Origin of the sequence: Pseudomonas koreensis, assembly GCF_036668835.1 — a bacterium.
In the GTDB taxonomy this organism is placed as follows: Bacteria; Pseudomonadota; Gammaproteobacteria; order Pseudomonadales; family Pseudomonadaceae; genus Aquipseudomonas; species Aquipseudomonas koreensis_I.
Genome location: NZ_JAZEVW010000002.1, coordinates 747,868 through 765,997 on the forward strand (window position 1 = coordinate 747,868; position 18,130 = coordinate 765,997).

Annotated in this window: 13 protein-coding genes and 1 pseudogene; 10 read left to right on the forward strand and 4 right to left on the reverse strand. The window is 60.6% G+C overall.

All coding sequences use genetic code 11. From position 1 onward, the window contains the following. The first annotated feature begins 77 nt into the window (after window positions 1-77). The 3 genes from V6F91_RS08375 (at window position 78) to V6F91_RS08385 (ending at window position 5,480) form a co-directional block, all read left to right on the forward strand. The gene (locus V6F91_RS08375) at window positions 78-1,202 is read left to right on the forward strand and encodes an alkene reductase (RefSeq protein WP_332763421.1); all 1,125 of its coding nucleotides are present in this window, start codon (window positions 78-80) and stop codon (window positions 1,200-1,202) included. 154 nt (window positions 1,203-1,356) lie between these two features. Then, window positions 1,357-2,895: a cryptochrome/photolyase family protein gene (locus V6F91_RS08380; protein WP_332763422.1), complete on the forward strand. Its 1,539-nt coding sequence runs from the start codon at window positions 1,357-1,359 to the stop codon at window positions 2,893-2,895. Window positions 2,896-3,017: 122 nt separating this feature from the next. Beyond that, window positions 3,018-5,480, forward strand: a complete 2,463-nt coding sequence (locus tag V6F91_RS08385) for a PAS domain-containing protein (RefSeq protein ID WP_332763423.1) — start codon at window positions 3,018-3,020, stop codon at window positions 5,478-5,480. Here the strand turns inward: V6F91_RS08385 and V6F91_RS08390 are convergent. After that, window positions 5,442-6,989: a diguanylate cyclase gene (locus V6F91_RS08390; RefSeq protein ID WP_332763424.1), complete on the reverse strand. Its 1,548-nt coding sequence runs from the start codon at window positions 6,987-6,989 to the stop codon at window positions 5,442-5,444. The genes V6F91_RS08385 and V6F91_RS08390 overlap by 39 nt on opposite strands. A 796-nt stretch (window positions 6,990-7,785) precedes the next feature. Then, window positions 7,786-8,742, reverse strand: a complete 957-nt coding sequence (locus tag V6F91_RS08395) for an AraC family transcriptional regulator (RefSeq protein WP_332763425.1) — start codon at window positions 8,740-8,742, stop codon at window positions 7,786-7,788. 163 nt (window positions 8,743-8,905) lie between these two features. Between V6F91_RS08395 and V6F91_RS08400 the strand changes: the two genes are divergently transcribed. Further along, a complete protein-coding gene (locus V6F91_RS08400) occupies window positions 8,906-10,111 on the forward strand; it encodes an MFS transporter (protein WP_332763426.1) in 1,206 nt (401 codons plus the stop codon). 70 nt (window positions 10,112-10,181) lie between these two features. Here V6F91_RS08400 and ycaC read toward each other — a convergent pair whose 3' ends face one another. Continuing rightward, complete coding sequence (ycaC, locus tag V6F91_RS08405) at window positions 10,182-10,814, reverse strand: isochorismate family cysteine hydrolase YcaC (RefSeq protein WP_126364192.1); 633 nt, start codon at window positions 10,812-10,814, stop codon at window positions 10,182-10,184. A gap of 246 nt (window positions 10,815-11,060) precedes the next feature. Here ycaC and V6F91_RS08410 point away from each other — a divergent pair, with 246 nt between their 5' ends. The 5 genes and pseudogenes from V6F91_RS08410 (at window position 11,061) to V6F91_RS08430 (ending at window position 14,230) form a co-directional block, all read left to right on the forward strand. Beyond that, a complete protein-coding gene (locus V6F91_RS08410; protein WP_332763427.1) occupies window positions 11,061-11,732 on the forward strand; it encodes a polysaccharide lyase family 7 protein in 672 nt (223 codons plus the stop codon). A 195-nt stretch (window positions 11,733-11,927) separates the two neighbouring features. Beyond that, window positions 11,928-12,023 (forward strand): annotated as a pseudogene (locus V6F91_RS27360) (general stress protein); the annotation flags it as partial. A gap of 378 nt (window positions 12,024-12,401) precedes the next feature. Beyond that, window positions 12,402-12,953 (forward strand): ATP-dependent Clp protease proteolytic subunit, encoded by a 552-nt coding sequence (locus V6F91_RS08420; protein ID WP_093100927.1) that lies wholly within the window; start codon window positions 12,402-12,404, stop codon window positions 12,951-12,953. Window positions 12,954-13,145: 192 nt separating this feature from the next. Then, window positions 13,146-13,751 carry an SCO family protein gene (locus V6F91_RS08425; RefSeq protein WP_090284058.1) on the forward strand — a complete coding sequence of 202 codons (606 nt, stop codon included), beginning with the start codon at window positions 13,146-13,148 and terminating at the stop codon, window positions 13,749-13,751. Continuing rightward, on the forward strand, window positions 13,751-14,230 hold the full coding sequence (locus tag V6F91_RS08430) for a copper chaperone PCu(A)C (protein ID WP_332763428.1): 480 nt from the start codon (window positions 13,751-13,753) through the stop codon (window positions 14,228-14,230). The genes V6F91_RS08425 and V6F91_RS08430 overlap by 1 nt, the downstream gene beginning before the upstream one ends. Window positions 14,231-14,444: 214 nt before the next feature. Here V6F91_RS08430 and V6F91_RS08435 read toward each other — a convergent pair whose 3' ends face one another. Beyond that, entirely contained in the window at window positions 14,445-15,461 is a 1,017-nt protein-coding gene (locus tag V6F91_RS08435; protein WP_332763429.1) for an ABC transporter substrate-binding protein, read from the reverse strand. A 353-nt stretch (window positions 15,462-15,814) separates the two neighbouring features. Here V6F91_RS08435 and V6F91_RS08440 point away from each other — a divergent pair, with 353 nt between their 5' ends. Then, the gene (locus V6F91_RS08440) at window positions 15,815-18,025 is read left to right on the forward strand and encodes an LTA synthase family protein (protein ID WP_332763430.1); all 2,211 of its coding nucleotides are present in this window, start codon (window positions 15,815-15,817) and stop codon (window positions 18,023-18,025) included. Window positions 18,026-18,130: the final 105 nt, after the last annotated feature.

An 18,130-nucleotide genomic window follows, 5' to 3' on the forward strand; every position in this document is an offset into this window, starting at 1 on the left:
AACGCCGTGCGCGGTTTGCCCGGCGTTTTTTTTCATTCGACTGATAGTCGACTGGTCTAATTACTTAAGGTCACTCCATGAAGCACAACCCGTTTTTTACCCCCGTCACCCTCGGCGGCCACACCCTGAAAAACCGCATCGTCCTGCCGCCCCTGACTCGCCAGCGCAGCACGCAACCGGGCAATGTCGCCAACGCGCTGATGGCCGAGTATTACCAGCAACGTGCCGGTGCCGGCCTGCTGATCACCGAAGGTACGCAGATCGAACCGCGCGGCCAGGGTTACGCGTGGACACCGGGCATCCATACCCCGGAGCAAATCACCGGTTGGCGTGAAGTCACCGAGGCCGTGCATGCCGCAGGCGGGGTGATTTTCGCCCAGTTGTGGCACGTTGGCCGGGTCTCGCACAACGCGCTGCAACCCGGCGGCGCGGCCCCTGTGTCGGCTTCGGCGGTAGCGACCGATCGGGTCAGCGTGTTCATCGAAACCGCGCCCGGTGCCGGTGAACTGGTCAGCCCTTCGGCGCCGCGTGCACTCAGCACATTGGAAGTCGAGGAACTGGTGCAGCTGTATATCCAGGCCGCACGCAATGCGATGGACGCCGGTTTCGACGGCATCGAGTTGCACTGCGCCAATGGTTATCTGGTCAATCAGTTCATCTCCGCCCACAGCAACCTGCGCGATGATCAATATGGCGGCTCGCTGACCAATCGCCTGCGATTTCTGCGTGACGTGGTTGCCGGCGTCGCCGAATGCATCGGCCAGAACAAAGTCGGTGTGCGCTTTGCGCCACTGTTCACCACCACTGATGAAGCGCGCACGTATCTGGGCCTGGTCGAGGACGATCCGCACACCACCTACATCGAAGCGATCAAAATCCTTGAGGACGTGGGCATCGCCTATCTGTCGATCGCCGAAGCGGACTGGGACAACGCCCCCGAAATGCCAATGACATTTCGTCAGGCCGTGCGCGACACCTTCAGCGGCGCAATCATTTATGCCGGGCGCTACACCGCCGAATCCGGCGCGCGCTTGCTGGAATCCGGCCTGGCCGATCTGGTCGCGTTCGGCCGTCCGTTCATGGCCAACCCTGACTTGCCGGCGCGGATCGCCAAGGGCTGGCCGCTGAATGCCTTGAACCCGGCGACCGTCTACGGCGGTGGCGCTGAAGGTTATACCGACTATCCGGCATACGGCGGCTAACCCGGCTACCCGTGCACGATTCAGGCAGCGCCAGGTTTTCGTTCATTAGCGCGCAAATATCTATACACGAACTACAATCTGTATAAGTATTCGCAACTAAACCACGAATCCCTGGCCGAGCACCTGTTGCTGCTCCTTACCTGAACCCGCGCACATGAACACCACCCATCGGCTCTGTCTGGTGCTGGGCGACCAGTTGTCTTTCGACCTCGCTTGCCTCGCCGATCTCGACCGTGAGCACGACGCTGTGCTGCTGGTCGAGGTCATGGAAGAAGCCACCCATGTCGCCCACCATCCGCAAAAGATCGCGCTGATCTTCAGCGCGATGCGCCACTTCGCCAAGGCCCTGCAAGACCAGGGCATTCGCGTGCATTACGTCACTCTCGACGACCCACACAACAGCGGCTCGGTGCCCGGCGAACTCAAGCGCTGGCAGGCGCTGTTGCAAGCGCGCGAAGTGCACCTGACCGAATGCGGTGATTGGCGTCTGGAACAATCGCTGAAGGATTGCGGACTGCCGCTGCACTGGCATGCCGACCGGCGCTTTCTCTGTTCGCGTGATGAATTTCGCGCCTGGTCTGCCGGAAAAAAACAGCTGCGCATGGAGTACTTTTACCGCGACATGCGCCGCAAAAGCCGCCTGCTGCTCAATGGTGACGGCACACCGCTCGGCGGCGCCTGGAATTTTGACAGCGACAACCGCAAAGCCCTGCCCAAGGGCGCCAAGCCGCCCTACCCCGCACGGTTCGACAACGATGCAATCACTCGCGACGTGCTGGCGCTGGTCGGCGCGCGCTTCGCCAGTCACTACGGCAGCCTCGAGGATTTCAATTACCCGGTGACCCACGCCGATGCGCAGGCACTCTGGGCTTATTTTCTTGACTATGGCCTGGCCGGTTTCGGTGACTATCAGGATGCGATGGCTAGCGACGAGCCATTTCTGTTCCACGCACGGATCAGCGCTGCGTTGAACATCGGTCTGCTCGATCTGCGCCAGCTGTGCAGCGATGTCGAGGCGGCGTACTGGTCCGGCGCAATTGCCCTGAATGCCGCCGAAGGCTTCATCCGCCAATTGATCGGCTGGCGCGAATACGTGCGTGGCGTGTACTGGCTGAAAATGCCCGAGTACGCAGATGGCAATGTCTTCGCCAACCAGCGTGCACTGCCGGAATTCTACTGGACCGGCGCCACGCAAATGAACTGCATGCGCCAGGCCATCGGCCAAAGTCTCCAGCACGCCTACGCGCACCATATTCAGCGGCTGATGGTGACCGGAAATTTCGCCCTGCTCGCCGGCATCGCGCCGAGCCAGATTTGCGAGTGGTATCTGGCGATCTACATGGACGCGTTCGATTGGGTCGAGTTGCCCAACACCCTCGGCATGGTCATGCACGCCGACGGTGGCTACCTCGGTTCCAAGCCGTACTGCGCCAGCGGCCAGTACATCAACCGGATGTCCGACTATTGCCGCGCCTGCGCCTATTCGGTACGCGAAACCACGGCTGACAATGCCTGCCCGTTCAACGCCCTGTATTGGCATTTCCTGATGCGCCACGGCGATCGGCTGCGCGGTAATCAGCGGATGAGCATGATGTACAAGAACCTCGACCGCATGCCGCTGGCCAAACAGCAGGCGCTGTGGCAACGCGGGCAGACGCTGCTCGAACGGCTGGATAACGGCGAAGCGTTATAACTGCGCGGGCGTGCAACTTAAACGTGGTGCGCCGGGTCAATGCTGACACAGTGTCCAGCTCATGAATGTTCGTTGCGGCGTGCCGTTCGAAAGCAGAGCCGACCATCAATAAGGCATGAGGAGTGGATGTCCTGAAACAGCTTACTCGCGAGCAGCTCGAGTCCGAGGTCACGCGCCTGCGCCTGGCCGTCGAGGCCACCTGCGACGCCGTCTGGGACTGGGATCTGAAGACTGACCGGATCGTCTGGAACGACTCCCTGCAACAAGCCTACGGCTATGTCGTCGAGGCCATCGAGCCGACCTGCGACTGGCGCTTTGCGCAGATCCACACTCAGGACCGTGGCCGGGTGACCACCTCGATTCGCTCGGCGATCGATGGCAAGGGCACCACCTGGAGCGCCGAATACCGCTTTCGCTGCCACGACGGTTCCTACGCTGAAGTCCTCGATCGTGGTCATCTGATCCGCGATGCCGCCGGCCAGCCTGAGCGGATGATCGGCGCGATGCTCGACCTGACTCGCTCGCGCAGCGCCGAAAATGCATTGCGCCTGAGCGAAGAACGCTTCAGCACGATCCTCGAAACCATCGAAGCGGCGTTTGCCATCGTCAAGGTCAAGTTCGATGACGACGACCAGCCGATCGATTATTTTTTCGTCGAAGCCAACCCGGCATTCGAGCGTCAGGCCGGGGTCAATCTGCGCGGCAAGTGGGTCACCGAGTTTGCGCCGAACCTGGAACGGTTCTGGTTCGAGACCTACGGCCATGTGGCAAAAACCGGTGAACCGGCCAACTTCGAAAACTACGCCAATACCTTCGAGCGCTGGTTCGACGTGCGCGCCGTGCGCGTTGGCGAGCCGGCCGATCGGCAAATCGCAATCCTCTTCAATGACGTCACCGAACGCCGCAATGCCCAGGAACGCCTGCGCGTCAGCGAGGCCGTGGCCCGCGAGAACATCGAGCGTGTGCAACTGGCCCTTGCCGCTGGCGCGATCATCGGCACCTGGCATTGGCACCTGCCCTCCGATGGTTTTTCCGTTGATGAGGCCTTCGCCCGGGTGTTCAACCTCGACCCGGCGCTGGGCCGCGATGGCCTGAGCCTTGAGCAGATAGTCATCAGCGTCCACCCCGACGACCGTGACGGACTGATCGCCGCGATCAACGAAGTGATTGTCCGTGGCGGTGCCTATTCGCATCAGTACCGCGTGTGCGGCGCCGACGGCAAATACACCTGGATCGAAGCCAACGGCCGCGTCGAATGCGCCGAGGACGGTACGCCGCTGCGTTTTCCCGGCGTACTCATCGATGTTGAGGAGCGACGCAACGTCGAGGCCGAGCGCGACCGCGCCACCGCCGCCCTGCGCGCATTGAATGACACGCTTGAACAACGGGTTTCGGCACGCACCGCCGAACTGATGCAGGCCGAAGAAAAACTGCGCCAGTCGCAGAAAATGGAAGCGGTCGGGCAGCTCACCGGCGGCCTCGCCCATGACTTCAATAACCTGCTCGCGGGGATTTGCGCCTCGCTTGAGCTGGTCGACAAACGCATCAATCAAGGACGTCTGCACGACGTCGGCAAGTACATGGAAATCGCTCAGGACGCTGCCAAGCGTGCCACCGCCCTGACCCATCGTCTGCTGGCATTCTCCAGGCGCCAGACCCTCGATCCACGGCCTACCGAGGTCAACGCGCTGATCGCCGGCATGAGCGAATTGATCCAGCGTACCGTCGGCCCGAGCATTCGCCTGAAAACCGTAATCGCTGCCGATCTGTGGCCGGCCCTGGTTGATGCCAGCCAACTGGAGAACGCCCTGCTCAACCTGTGCATCAACGCCCGCGATGCGATGCCCGATGGCGGGCGCATCACCGTCGAAACCGCCAATCGTTCGCTGGATGTCGAAGCCGCGCGGGCGCTGGACATGCCCGCCGGTCAATACCTGTGCCTGTGCGTGACCGACACTGGCACCGGGATGAGCGCCGAAGTCATGGCCAAGGCCTTCGATCCGTTTTTCACCACCAAGCCCTTGGGTCAAGGCACCGGGTTGGGACTGTCGATGATCTACGGTTTCACCAAGCAATCCGGCGGTCAGGTGCGGGTGCAGTCGCAGGTCGGCCAAGGCACCGAAATGTGCATTTACCTGCCGCGTTATCGCGGCTCGGCGCAGCACAATCACGACGACGCGCAGAGCACCAGCACGCCGTTTGCCAAGGCCAGCGAGACCATTCTGATCGTTGACGACGAACCCTCGGTGCGCCTGCTGCTCAAGGACATTCTCAATGACCTCGGCTTTAGCTTGCTCGAAGCGGCGGACAGCGTCGAAGGGCTGGAATTGCTGCGTTCGAGCGCGAAGATCGATCTGCTGATCACCGATGTCGGTCTGCCGGGTGGCATGAACGGGCGGCAGATGGCCGATGCCGGGCGGGAAATCCGCCCGCAGTTGAAAACCTTGTTCATCACCGGCTACGCGGAAAATTCGGTGATCGGCAATGGCCAGCTCGGGCCGGGCATGCAGGTGCTGACCAAACCCTTTGCGGTCGACACGCTGGTGTCACGGGTCAGTGGGCTGATGGCCGCGCCCTTTGAGTGAGTGTTCACCGCGGTACGCAGCGAAGCCGTTGCGCCCGGCGGCCTTGGCTTGATACAGCGCCTGATCGGCGGATTCGATCAGACTTTGCACGGCGTCCAGTTGCGGCCCCTGCCCCGCAGCAACGCCGATGCTCACGCTGACCCGGGCCAGTGGACTGGAAGGATGCGGCAGATTTTCCTGCCTGAGGCGATCAACGAGCAGTTGCGCCACCACCACCGCGCCCTGCGCGTCGGTGTCGGGCATGATCACCGCGAACTCTTCGCCGCCGTAACGCGCGACCAGATCTGACGGTCGCCGCACAGAGTCTTCCAGCAGTTTGCCGACTGCCTGCAGGCACGCGTCGCCGGCGACATGCCCGAGCGAATCGTTGTACAACTTGAAGTAATCCAGATCGATCATCAACAAGGCCAGCGAGCCGCCATCGCGCTGAGCCCGGCGCGCCTCGGTGGCGAGGGTCTGGTCGAAACAGCGACGGTTGGCCAGCGCGGTCAGCGCATCCTTCATCGCCAGCAATTCCAGCTGTCGATTGGAGCCGAGCAACTGCTGCTGGGCGATTCGCAACTCCTCTTCGATCTGGGTACGCCGGCGAATATCGCGATAGAGAAACCAGCCGATGAGACCGGTCAGCCCCAACAGGCTGGCGACCACCACCGCTGACAGCAAGGCCTCGGTGCGCCATGCCGCGAGGGCTTCATGTTTGCCGAGGGCGACGGTGGTGATCAGCGGCAGTTTCTGGCTTTTGCGAAACGCATAGAGGCGTTCGACGCCGTCCAGGCTGGAGGTGAACGACGCGGTGCCGACCGAGCGCTCCAGCAGGTATTTGGCGTAGATCGGCGATGTGGAGAAGTTGCGGCCCATGTCCTGCTCGCGGAACGGGTAGCGCACCAGCAGCGTGCCGTCGGTGTACGACAGGCCGATCGCGCCGTCCTGACCGACGTCGAGTTTGCCGAACAGGCGCAGAAAGTTCTGCACGCCCAGCGTGACCGCAACCACCCCGGCGAACGCGCCCTGATCGTCATTGAAGCGGCGGCTGACGGTGATTACCCACTCGTCATTGCTGCGGCTGCGGATCGGCGGGCCGATGAACGTCTCGCGGCTCGGATCGTCGCGGTGATGAATGAAATAGGCACGGTCGCTGCTGTCGGCGCCTTGGGGAATCGGCCGGTTCGAGGACATCAGCCAATGGCCGTGGCGGTCGTAAATGGTGATGCCGCTCAGCTGCGGCATCAGCGGTTGCTGACGGTGGATCAATGTGCGCAAGCGCTCGATGTGCGCCGGACCGCTGCCTTCGGTTTCCAGACGCTCGACCAGCCCGAGCAACAGCAGCGAACTCTGGCGGACGATGCCTTCGGAATAGGTCGCCAGTGCCTGCGTCAGGTTCAGGCTGTGAACGTTGACTTCCTCGAGCGCGCGCTCGCGCGAAGCGAGGACTTTCCAGATGGTCAGGGACGCCAGGGAACAGCCGATCACCAGTAACAGGAGGATGACGAGGTGGGTATCACGCTTCACGAAAGTACCTTATGGAAAGTCCGGTTTCCCGTTCCTGCCGTCAGCGGATCGAGGCCCTGACAGCGGCCGTATGTCCTCGGCTGGGGCAAGGATACAAGCAGTGCGTGTGGCGTGCAGCAACTGACTGTTGCGCCGTCAGCACGGAGATCGAGAGGAAGTGGTGGCTTGCTTTCATGGGACGAGTTTTTTGACCGGGGACATATCCGTTGCTGCGGTCACGGCTGCTTAGGGTTTCGCCCTTACGGCGAGGCACTTTTTCCAGACGCCGAAAAAGTACCCAAAAAGGCTTGCTCCTACGTACGGCCCTCGCAGGCTCGGGTTCCTTCGCTGCGGGATCGCTCCGGCCGCAGCGGTTACGGTTTGCTTCGCTGCACCTACTTCCGCTGTGTCTGGCTGCGCCAGACGGTCGCTGCGCTCCCACGCCCGGATCAATCCCTCCACTCAGCCTTCCGATGTCGCTGGTTAGGCAAGATCAAGATCAAGGGCACTCGAGCTAACGCTCATTGTTGAGTGGTTAGAAGCGCCGCATGGCTTGAGATATTCGGTGGATTCGCCCCTCACCCCAGCCCTCTCCCCCTGGAGAGGGAGCCGATCTGCGTTGGCTTTGAAATTTGCGTACGACTCGGTATCTCAGTCGGCGTATCTCTCACATCCACCGCGGTCAGTCCCCTCTCCCTCCGGGAGAGGGTTAGGGTGAGGGGCTGTTGATTTTCAAAAGTCGCATTCAGCTCGGTATCGCACGTCGGCGCATCTCTTACATTCACCTGGGTCAGTCCCCTCTCCCTCCGGGAGAGGGTTAGGGTGAGGGGCTTTTGATTTTGGCGTCTTGACGCTCGTCCCCCGAACGTCGCTGCCCACGCAACGCAACGATGTCGCGCTTGGGCGCGGCGCCGAACAGTCGGCTGTATTCGCGGCTGAACTGCGATGGGCTTTCGTAGCCGACCTTGAAGGCGGCGCTGGAGGCGTCCTGCTGTTCGTTGAGCATCAGCCGCCGCGCTTCGGTCAGGCGTAACCACTTCTGATATTGCAGCGGGCTCATCGTCGTCAGTTGGCGGAAATGATGGTGGAAGGTCGGCGCACTCATCTGCACCCGCGCGGCCAGTTCCTCGACTCGCAACGGCGAGGTGTAGTTGATTTTCAGCCAGTCGATGGCTTTGGCGATGCGGTAGCCCTGCCCGTCGACCGCGGTGATCTTGCGCAACCGCGGCGCCTGATCGCTTTGCAGCAGGCGGAAGTGGATTTCGCGCTGGATCAACGGCGCCAACACCGCGATTGCATCCGGCTCTTCGAGCAGTGCGAGCAAGCGCAGGAACGCCAGCAGCATCGGCTGGGTGACCGAGCCGATACCGACGCCTTTGCGCTCGGCAACGTTGCGGTATGGCGGTGGATTACTCTGCGCGGCCAGTTCGGCGAGCATCTGCACATCGAGCTTGAACGACAGGCCCAGACAGGGTCGCTCGGGGCTGGCCTGCAATACTTCGGAATTGGCCGGCAGATCCAGTGAGGTCAGCAGGAATCGCGAGGTGTCGTACATGAAACCTTCGCCGCCCACCCACAGTTTTTTCTCGCCCTGCGCTACCAGAATCACGCTGGGTTCGACCATGCACACCACCGGTGACGAGGGTTGCTCGCGGCGGAAAAAACCGAGCCCGGCAATCGCCGTGGGGAAATCGCCCGGCACCTCGGCATGGGCGCCGATGGTCTGCGCCAGCTCGGCCTGCAACGATAAATCCTGGGAAAATGTCTTGGTCATGTGGGTCCGTCACCTCTGCGCTGAACTGTAGCCTGCCGGCGCGCGAGCGTCCCGCTTAAATGCCACGGCTCAGCGGATCAGGCAAGAAATCCAGCGAATCGCGCTACAGCCGTGCGCGCCTGAACGGGACAATGGGCGTTTCGCGCAACACAGGATTTCGACAATGACCGTGACCACATCCACCCCGCCACAACCGCCCGCCTCGTGGGGCGCGGTCTTCGCCATGTCGCTCGCGGCCTTCGTGCTGGTCGCCTCAGAGTTCATGCCGGTCAGCCTGCTGACGCCGATCGCCAGTGACCTGCACATCAGCGAAGGCCAGGCCGGTCAGGGCATTTCCGTGTCCGGGCTGTTTGCCCTGCTTACCAGTCTGTTGATTCCGTTGCTGGCCGCGCGAGTCGATCGCAAGCCGCTGCTGCTGTCGCTGACCGGGCTGATGATCGTCTCCGGCAGCGTGGTCGCGTTCGCGCCGAACTACACGGTGTTCATGCTCGGTCGCGCACTGATCGGCGTGGCGATTGGTGGTTTCTGGTCGCTGTCGGCGGCGACAGCGATGCGGCTGGTGCCGGATGAACAGGTCACGCGGGCGATGGCGATCGTCAACGGCGGTAATGCGCTGGCCACCGTGATTGCCGCGCCGCTGGGCAGTTTCCTCGGCGCGTTGATCGGCTGGCGCGGTGCGTTTTTCTGCGTGGTGCCGGTCGCGCTGCTGGCCGGGGCCTGGCTGATGTTCAGTCTGCCGTCGATGAAAGCTGCGGGGGGCGCCGCTTCCGGCAACGTCTTGCGCTTGCTCAAACGCCCGTCGGTGGCGTTGGGTATGCTCGCGGTCAGTGTGTTTTTCATGGGCCAGTTCATGCTGTTTACCTATCTGCGGCCGTTCCTTGAAACGGTCACTCAGGTGAACGTCTCGGTGCTTTCGCTGATGTTGCTCGGCCTCGGCGTGGCCGGGCTGGCCGGGACTTTCCTGATCGAAGGGTTTGTGAAAAAAAGCCTGCATCGCACGCTGATCGTCATTCCGCTGCTGATGGCGGTGATCGCCATGGCGCTGATTGCCTTCGGTAGTTCTACGGTCATTACAGCGGTGCTGCTCGGATTGTGGGGGCTGGTGGCGACGGCAGCCCCGGTGGGCTGGTGGACGTGGCTGGCGCGAACCCTGCCGGATGCCGCAGAAGCGGGTGGCGGTCTGATGGTCGCGGTGGTGCAGTTCGCTATCGCTTCGGGCGCGATTGTCGGCGGCGTGTTGTTCGACATGAGCGGCTATCGCGCGACGTTCGAATCCAGCGCCGGGCTGCTCATCGTCGCGGCGGTACTGGCGTTGCTCGCCGCGCGTTCGGCTTCGCGGGTGCCGCAGCCGTCGATGAGCATGACCTGACTTGCAGTATTAAATGCCTGAACAACAAAAAGCCTGCTTTTCAGCAGGCTTTGCGTTTTTCACCAGGTCATTACTTCTGCTGAGCCGTCAGCGCCGTATAGCTGTTCATCAGGTTGCGGTAGTTGGGGATACGCTGCGACAGCAGGTTGCCCAAGCCTTCGATGTCGTTGCGCCAGTCGCGGTGCAGCTCACAGGCCACCGAGAACCAGTTCATCATTTGTGCGCCAGCCTGGGTCATGCGGCTCCACGCAGCTTGTTGCACGGTGGTGTTGAAGGTGCCCGAAGCGTCAGTGACCACGAACACATCAAAACCTTCCGCCAGTGCCGACAGCGTCGGGAACGCTACGCAGACATCAGTGACCACGCCAGCGATGATGATCTGTTTGCGGCCGGTCGCCTTGATCGCTTTGACGAAGTCTTCGTTGTCCCAGGCGTTGATCTGGCCTGGGCGAGCGATGTACGGCGCGTCCGGGAACATTTCTTTCAGCTCCGGGACCAGTGGGCCGTTCGGGCCTTGTTCGAAACTGGTGGTGAGGATGGTCGGCAGGTTGAAGAACTTGGCCAGATCGGCCAGGGCCAGCACGTTGTTCTTGAACTCGTTGGGCGAGAAGTCCTGCACCAGGGAAATCAGGCCGGTCTGGTGGTCAACCAGCAGCACGATGGCGTCGTCTTTGTTCAGGCGGTTGTAAGTTGGAGTAGTCATGGTGTCAGTCCCTTTTCAAGTTTGAAGTTTGTTGTTGCGTTCAAGTTGGGTACAGATTACTGACCCAGCGAAAAGGGATAAATCGGCTGAAACGCGTTTCACCGTCCACTCAAACGAGACAATCCACACCCGCTGATCAATGCCATTAGTCCACGCACTGTTAAGTTCATGGAACACATCGATGCACCCGGCATCACTCGTCTTGCAACTTACCCACTTCATCTGTCCGAGATTTTGGAGGTATTTATGCCCGTCGATATCAGCCGTTTACGCATCACCACCCCCGTTGCCACTTCGCCCACCAACCCGGTCGCACTGGAGTTGATGGGCGACGAGGCGTTGTTGCGTTTTCCTGAGGTCATCAGCCGCCAGCCCGATGGCAGCATCCGTTTCAGCGCGCCGACCCTTGGCGCTTCAAGCAAAAGCACCCATCGCACCCGTTGCGAATGGAAAGAGCCGGTTTACTGGACGCTGGAAAGTGCGGCGCTACACGTCAATCGCCAACGCATGACGCTCACGCAAGTGAACTCCGCGCAAAAAGTGGTGATTTCGCAGATGCACGTCAAAGACGACGACAGCCCGGCGATCAAGGTGTTCTGGAACAAGAACAAAATCACCTGGGGCTTTCGCCAGAGCTTCAATCAGCCCGACCCGGTCAACAGCACGATCGCCAGCAACATTGGCCTCAACGTGCCCTTCACGGTCGAAATCAACGTCACCTCGGCGGGTCTGGTGACCGTGTTGGTGATCAGCAATGGCGTAACTACATCCACGCCGCCGCTACAAATGGACAGCAGTTGGGCCAGCCAGCGTTTCAACTTCCATGGCGGCGTGTATAACCAGGTCGATTACAGCACCACCACGGCGGCCACCGATGGCTCGGTGTGCCTGATCCACGATTTGCTGCTCAGCCATTAACCGTTCGACCGCTTATCGGGCAACTGTAAAACAATCAAAACGATTCACGCTTTGGCGTTATCGGAATTAATGTCCGTTACGTAAACGGACAGCAAGAACCCTCACTTTTGTCGGAGAACCATCATGACTACCGGTAATAAGAATCAGGGCAATAACAAGACCTCCACCAGCGATAAAAAAGGCTCGTCGGGCAGCGGCAACGGCGGCAACTTCGCCAACGACCGCGAAAAAGCCTCGGAAGCCGGCCGTAAGGGCGGGCAACAGAGCCATGGCGGCGGACGCAAGTCTTAAACGCCAAATCGGGGGCGGCGTTGCTGCCCCTTTTAACTTGAGGTCTGCCATGAAAGCGCCCGTCGAAAACCACCACTGCGCCATGCAAATGGAAAAGGCTCAAGAGCCTGCTCATGAAATGGAGCTAAGCTCTCCTCCAGGCCTGACAGTGGCAGAGGATCAGCCTCGACAACCTGTCAGTGCGCCAGAGCCGCCACGCCATGCTGCCGCCGTAGCGTCACGCAGTTGCTATGAGCGCCTGCAAGGCATCGCGCAAGCCGAGCGTCAGTGCGGGGCAACGCATACCCGTCCGGTCTGCGAGAGGGGTCACTGAACAAGCCCGTCAAAGCAGTCGGTAAACCCGCATCGTCAAAACGCCATTCAACAGCGAGGTGACTCATGCCCGTTCACGTCATCAATTTCACGGGGCCGATCAACGCGTCAACCTGCGGCCAATTGATCGACAAAGCCTCCGTAGCCGTACAGCAAAAAGCCTCGAAGCTGATCGTCAACATTGCCACGATGGGCGGCGAATGCAGTTACGGTTTCACTATGTACAACTTCCTGTTGTCCCTGCCGATTCCGGTGCATACGCATAATCTGGGCACTGTCGAATCGATGGGCAATATCGTCTTTCTCGCCGGCGAGCGCCGCTCGGCGTGTACTCACAGTAAATTTCTCTTTCATCCGTTTCACTGGCACTTGCAGGGCGCGGTCGACCATTCGCGTATGTCGGAGTACGCCATGAGCCTGGATTACGATTTGTACCTGTACGCGCGCATCGTCGCCGAACGCACGGAAGGTGCACGGGAAACACTGGAAACCGAGAAATACCTGACGGCGGCACCGCGGATCATCGACCCGTCGCAAGCCATGCTGTGCGGCTTGATCGATGCGATCGAGGCGCCGGTGATCACGGCCGAATCGGTGAATTCGATCATTCACGGCTGACGGCCCCACTCCCCCTCAGCCATGCCTGTCGAAACCCGCGAGGTCATCTTTTCTTACACCTTTTAAGGCGCTATCCCACACCATCCGGCGATCCGTGGCCGGCGTCTGCCTGCAGTTTGGTATCATGCGCCGCTTTTACGGTTAACCCCCCGCCAGTCCTGCCGACTGACGGGCTGCAAAAGGCGGTATTAGATGACGGCTTTGTTGACTCGCCGCAAGGTACTTGCGGGAATGGGTGTGCTCGGGCTGGGCCTGCTCGCTGGCTGCGACACCCGCGGCCAACTGTCGTACAAGTACGGCAAGGATCTGAGTAACAAGATCATGGGGCGCACCTTCAAGCTGAAGAACACCGACGGCGAAACCATGACGCTGTCGAGCTTTCGCGGCATGATGCCGATGGTGTTTTTCGGTTTCACCCAATGCCCGGCCGTGTGCCCGACCACCCTCGCCCGTGCGGCGAAGATCAAGAAGCTGATGGGCGCCGACGGCGATCGCTTGCAGGTGATCTTCATCACCCTCGATCCCGAGCGTGACACCCCTGAAATTCTCGACGCCTACATGAAAGCCTTCGACCCGACCTTCGTCGCGCTCTATGGCACCCTTGAAGAAACCCAGGCCACGGCCAAGGAATTCGACGTGTTCTACGAGAAGGTTCCGGCCGGCGACACCTATACCATCTCGCACACCGCAACCAGTTACGTCTACGACTCCAACGGCGGCTTGCGCCTGGGGCTGTCCACATCGCTTTCGGCAGAACAATGCACGGAAGATTTGCTTACTGTTATGGAGGTCTGCTGATGCGTCCTGTCTTGAACCACATCAAACGCGCTGTATGGGGTCTGTCGTTGCTGGGCCTGGCTTTTCAGGCAGCGGCGCAAACCACAGTCGACGACGCCTGGGTCCGCGCCACCGTGCCGACCCAGACCGCCAGCGGCGCGTTCATGACCCTCACCGCTGACAGCGACAGCAAGTTGCTCAGGGTGGCTTCGCCGGTCGCCAAGGACGTGCAGATCCACGAAATGACCATGAAGAACGATGTCATGAGCATGGGCCCGGTGAAGTCGGTCGACCTGCCGGCGGGCAAAGCGGTCGCGTTTGACCCCAATGGTTATCACGTGATGTTGATGGGGCTGACCGGGCAGCTCAAGGAAGGCGAAAGCGTGCCGCTGACCCTGACCGTGGAAAACGCCAAGGGCGAGAAAGAGACCCTCGAAGTGAAGGCGCCGGTACGTGCGCTGACCAATATGCAGGGGCATGATCACAGCAAGATGCATTGATTGCTGGGGGGGCTGCAGAAGCTTCGGTTTCGTGGTGGAGCTACCCCTCACCCCAGCCCTCTCCCCCTGGAGAGGGAGCCGATTTGTGGGCCGTTCAAAACTTTCGTTCAACTCGGTATCGCAAGTCGGCGCCTATCTTACAAACGCTGGGATCAGTCCCCTCTCCCTCTGGGAGAGGGTTAGGGTGAGGGGCTTTTGATCCTGTCGCAGGACATCAGCTCCCCGCCCCACCATGCGCCGCTTCAAAGAAATAATCCTTCCAGCTCCCCGCCTTGTTTTTCAGCACGCCCAGTTCCTGCAATTTTTCGGCATAAATAAACGTACGCTGCGGTACCACCGTGAAGTCGATTTCCGGGTCGTTGACGATCTGCTCCACCAGCGCCAACGGCAACTTCGACTGCTCAACACGAATATAGGCCTGGGCCGCAGCCGGTTTGTCAGCCTTGATGATTTTCTCGGCCTCGGCCAGGGCGTCGTAGAACGCCTTGTAGGTCTTGGGGTTTTCGTCGTGGAATTTTTCCGTGGTGTACAGCACGTTGAACGTCGCCTGGCCGCCGAGTACGTCGTACGAACTCAGGACTTTGTGCACATTGGGGTTCTGCAACGCCTGGTACTGGAACGGCGGGCTGGAGAAATGCGAGTTGATTTCCGAGCCGCCGGCAATCAGCGCGGCCGTCGCATCGGGGTGCGGCAGGCTGACGGAAATGTCGTCGAACTTCTTGTACTGGGCATCGCCGAACAGCCTGGCGGTTTCGATCTGCAAGGTGCGCGACTGGAAGCCCACCCCGGCAGCAGGCACGGCGATGCGGTCTTTGTCGCTGAAGTCCTTGAGGGTTTTGATGTTCGGATTGTTGGTCAACAGGTAATTGGGCATCGAGCCGAGCGCGGCGATGGCCTTGACGTTCTGTTTGCCTTTGGTGCGATCCCACACGGTGAGCATCGGCGGCACGCCGGCCGAGACCACGTCGAGCGAACCGGTCAGCAGCGCTTCGTTCATCGCGGTGGCGCCGGAAATGCTGTTCCAGTCGACCTTGATGTCGAGGCCCTGGGCTTTGCCATGTTTCTCGATCAGTTGCTGGTCGCGGACCACATCGAGAATCAGGTAACCGATGCCGAACTGCTGGGCGATGCTGATCTTGCCTTCGGCCTGAGCGACCGAGCTGAACAACGCGGTGCCCGCCAGGGCAGCGGCCAACAGGGTCAATGCGGAACGTTTGAACGGTGTGGCCATGACAACCTCGCAGCAGGGGTGGATTGCTGAAAAGCCTGACTTTATCGCTATGAAAAATTGAACTTAAATACCTTTATTGCATATCGATAGCACCGGACGCTGCCGTATGTCTTTGGTGCTTCAGCGGCGACCGTTCACAGCCTGACACAATAATTCCCCGGCTGAGTCCGCATAGGCAACCAGGCACTTCGCTGCGCTAGATCCAGTAGCCACTGGGGATTAACCGATTTTTTCATCCCCGCCAGCGCTTGTCTTTGCGCATCACTCGCGGGTTTTTAAAGGCAATCAGATGGCTGAGCCTTGCTATCATCGCCCACACTTTTATGACGATTTGATGGCTGGAAGGTCTTTTTGTGAGCGCTCTTTTCAACCGGTTGCGGCAACCATACGCCCGACTGTTTTCTCTGCTGCTGTTGGTATTGATCGTGCCGATGGGCCTGCGCGCGGCGTTGGGCTGGTCGAGCCCGTTGGGTTATCTGTCGGACCTGGCCGTGGGCAGCCTGTTGCTGGTTTTGCTGCATCGCCGCGCGTGGTGGCTGGCCACGCCGGTGCTGCTGTTGTGGGGCTTGCTGGCGGTGGCGACCGCGGAACTGGTCAGCGCGGTCGGTCGGCTGCCGACACCTTCCGATATCCATTACCTGATCGATCCGCAATTCGTGGAAAACTCCACTGGCGGCGGCCTGGCGCATCCCGCGTTGGGCGTGACCCTGCTGCTGGCATTGGTCATGTGGTTGCTGACCCGATTCGCCGGTCGGAACTGGCCGCTCACACCCCTGCCCCGCGCAGCCTGGGGCGCGCCGCTGGTGTTGTTCGCCGCGCATTGGGGCGCGCAGAACCTGTGGCCGAACGAAGCCGATCCGTGGCGCCTGTACAACTTGCCGCATCAACTGCTCGCCAGCGAAGTGGCCGACCTGCAGATTCGCGCCGAGGAATGGCTGGACGGCGACGTCGAAGAGCCCGCACCGGCCATGGCCGGGCTGACCGACGTCGACCTCAACGGGGAAAAACTGCTCGCCGCACCGGGACAAGCGCGCAACGTGCTGATCATCGCACTGGAGGGCATTCCCGGCGCATACATCCGCGCCAACCGCGAGGCCATCGGCAGTCATTATCAGGAAGACCTGATGCCCAACCTCAGCCGCTGGGCCGAACGCGGCATGAACACCCCGGATTACGTGCTGCACACACACCAGACCATTCGCGGTCTGTACGCCATGCTCTGCGGCGACTACGACAAACTCGACAACGGCACGCCCAAAGGCGTGGAAATGCTCACCCTCAACGAGCGCAATCAGGCCTGCCTGCCGGCACAACTGCGCGACCACGGTTTCAGCACGCATTACCTGCAAGGTGCGGGGCTGCGCTTCATGGCCAAAGACAAGATCATGCCGCACATCGGCTTCGACGCGACCCATGGCCTGGAATGGTTCAGCAACAGCAATTATCTGGAGTTTCCGTGGGGCAAGGATGACAAAGCGTTCTTTGAGGGTGCGCTGGATTACGTTGGCAAGCTGAAGAAAAACAAACAGCCGTGGATGCTCACCCTGCTCACCGTGGGCACTCACCAGCCCTACTCCGCACCGGACGATTATCTGCAGCGTTACGAAACGCCGAAGCAGGCCGCCGTCGGTTATCTCGACGATGCGCTGGATCAGTTTCTCAATGGCCTGGAGCGCAAAGGCGTGCTCAAGGACACGCTTGTGGTGATCACATCCGACGAATCCCACGGCATCGACGGCGTGCGTCTGGCCTCGTCATGGGGGTTCAACCTGACCCTGGCACCGGAGCAGGCGCAACTGCCGCGCCTGAACAAAGGCGTCTATGGTCATGTCGATCTGAGCACTTCGATCCTCGACTACTTCGACCTGCCAGTGCCCTCCGCGCTGAGCGGTCGCTCGCTGTTCCGTGACTATGACTCCGGCCGCGAAATCATGTCATTCACCAATGGCAAGCTGCGCTATCACGATGGCCGCGGCATCTTCTCCGAATGCGATATGCCGCGTCGCTGCCGCTATTACGAAAGCGCTGGCTTCATCGCCGACAGCGCCATTTACAAGGGCCGCTACAGCGGTCATCCGGCTGGACAGATTGCCGCCCGCGCCAATGCGTTGGACCTGTCGCTGCTGCGCACGCCGCTCAACCATCGCTACCAGTTCGGCAGTAACAACATCATCCCGCTGCAAGCGCAAATCAAGGATGACTGGGCCGACAACCTGATCGGCGCGCAGTATCTGGAAATGCCCAAAGGCTCGCACACACGCGTACGCTTGACCGTGCGCGCGGTCGACCCGCAGCAAGCGGCGTACATACAACTCAAGGCCAAGGAGTTCGAACAAGACGTGCAACTGGGCTTACCCGCGGAAATGGTCGCAACGGCGGATCAGCCGCTGGAAATGGACTTCAGCTTTGAAAACCCGCAACAGCGCAAGGCGTTTTCGTTTCATTTGCTCGGTTACGGGCAAGGCGCGGTGGAGGTCAGTGACTTCAGCGTAATCACTGAACTGCCGGGGCAGGAAGATATTCTCGACGATGTGCCCGATGACGACACGGCGCAATCGAGCTGATTTCGCTGATCAGAAGCAGCGCAGCGCTGAGAGAGTTTGCCTATCGGCGCGCAATACCTGCGCTATTAGCTGGTTTGCCAAGTCGGGTCTAGCCTTACAAGTCCG

Bases quoted from the DNA above. Each gene is read 5' to 3' on its own strand.
- V6F91_RS08375 (WP_332763421.1), top strand. From the start codon at position 78: ATGAAGCACAACCCGTTTTTTACCCCCGTCACCCTCGGCGGCCACACC.
- V6F91_RS08380 (WP_332763422.1), top strand. From the start codon at position 1,357: ATGAACACCACCCATCGGCTCTGTCTGGTGCTGGGCGACCAGTTGTCT.
- V6F91_RS08395 (WP_332763425.1), bottom strand. From the start codon at position 8,742: ATGACCAAGACATTTTCCCAGGATTTATCGTTGCAGGCCGAGCTGGCG.
- V6F91_RS08400 (WP_332763426.1), top strand. From the start codon at position 8,906: ATGACCGTGACCACATCCACCCCGCCACAACCGCCCGCCTCGTGGGGC.
- ycaC (WP_126364192.1), bottom strand. From the start codon at position 10,814: ATGACTACTCCAACTTACAACCGCCTGAACAAAGACGACGCCATCGTG.
- V6F91_RS08410 (WP_332763427.1), top strand. From the start codon at position 11,061: ATGCCCGTCGATATCAGCCGTTTACGCATCACCACCCCCGTTGCCACT.
- V6F91_RS08420 (WP_093100927.1), top strand. From the start codon at position 12,402: ATGCCCGTTCACGTCATCAATTTCACGGGGCCGATCAACGCGTCAACC.
- V6F91_RS08425 (WP_090284058.1), top strand. From the start codon at position 13,146: ATGACGGCTTTGTTGACTCGCCGCAAGGTACTTGCGGGAATGGGTGTG.
- V6F91_RS08430 (WP_332763428.1), top strand. From the start codon at position 13,751: ATGCGTCCTGTCTTGAACCACATCAAACGCGCTGTATGGGGTCTGTCG.
- V6F91_RS08435 (WP_332763429.1), bottom strand. From the start codon at position 15,461: ATGGCCACACCGTTCAAACGTTCCGCATTGACCCTGTTGGCCGCTGCC.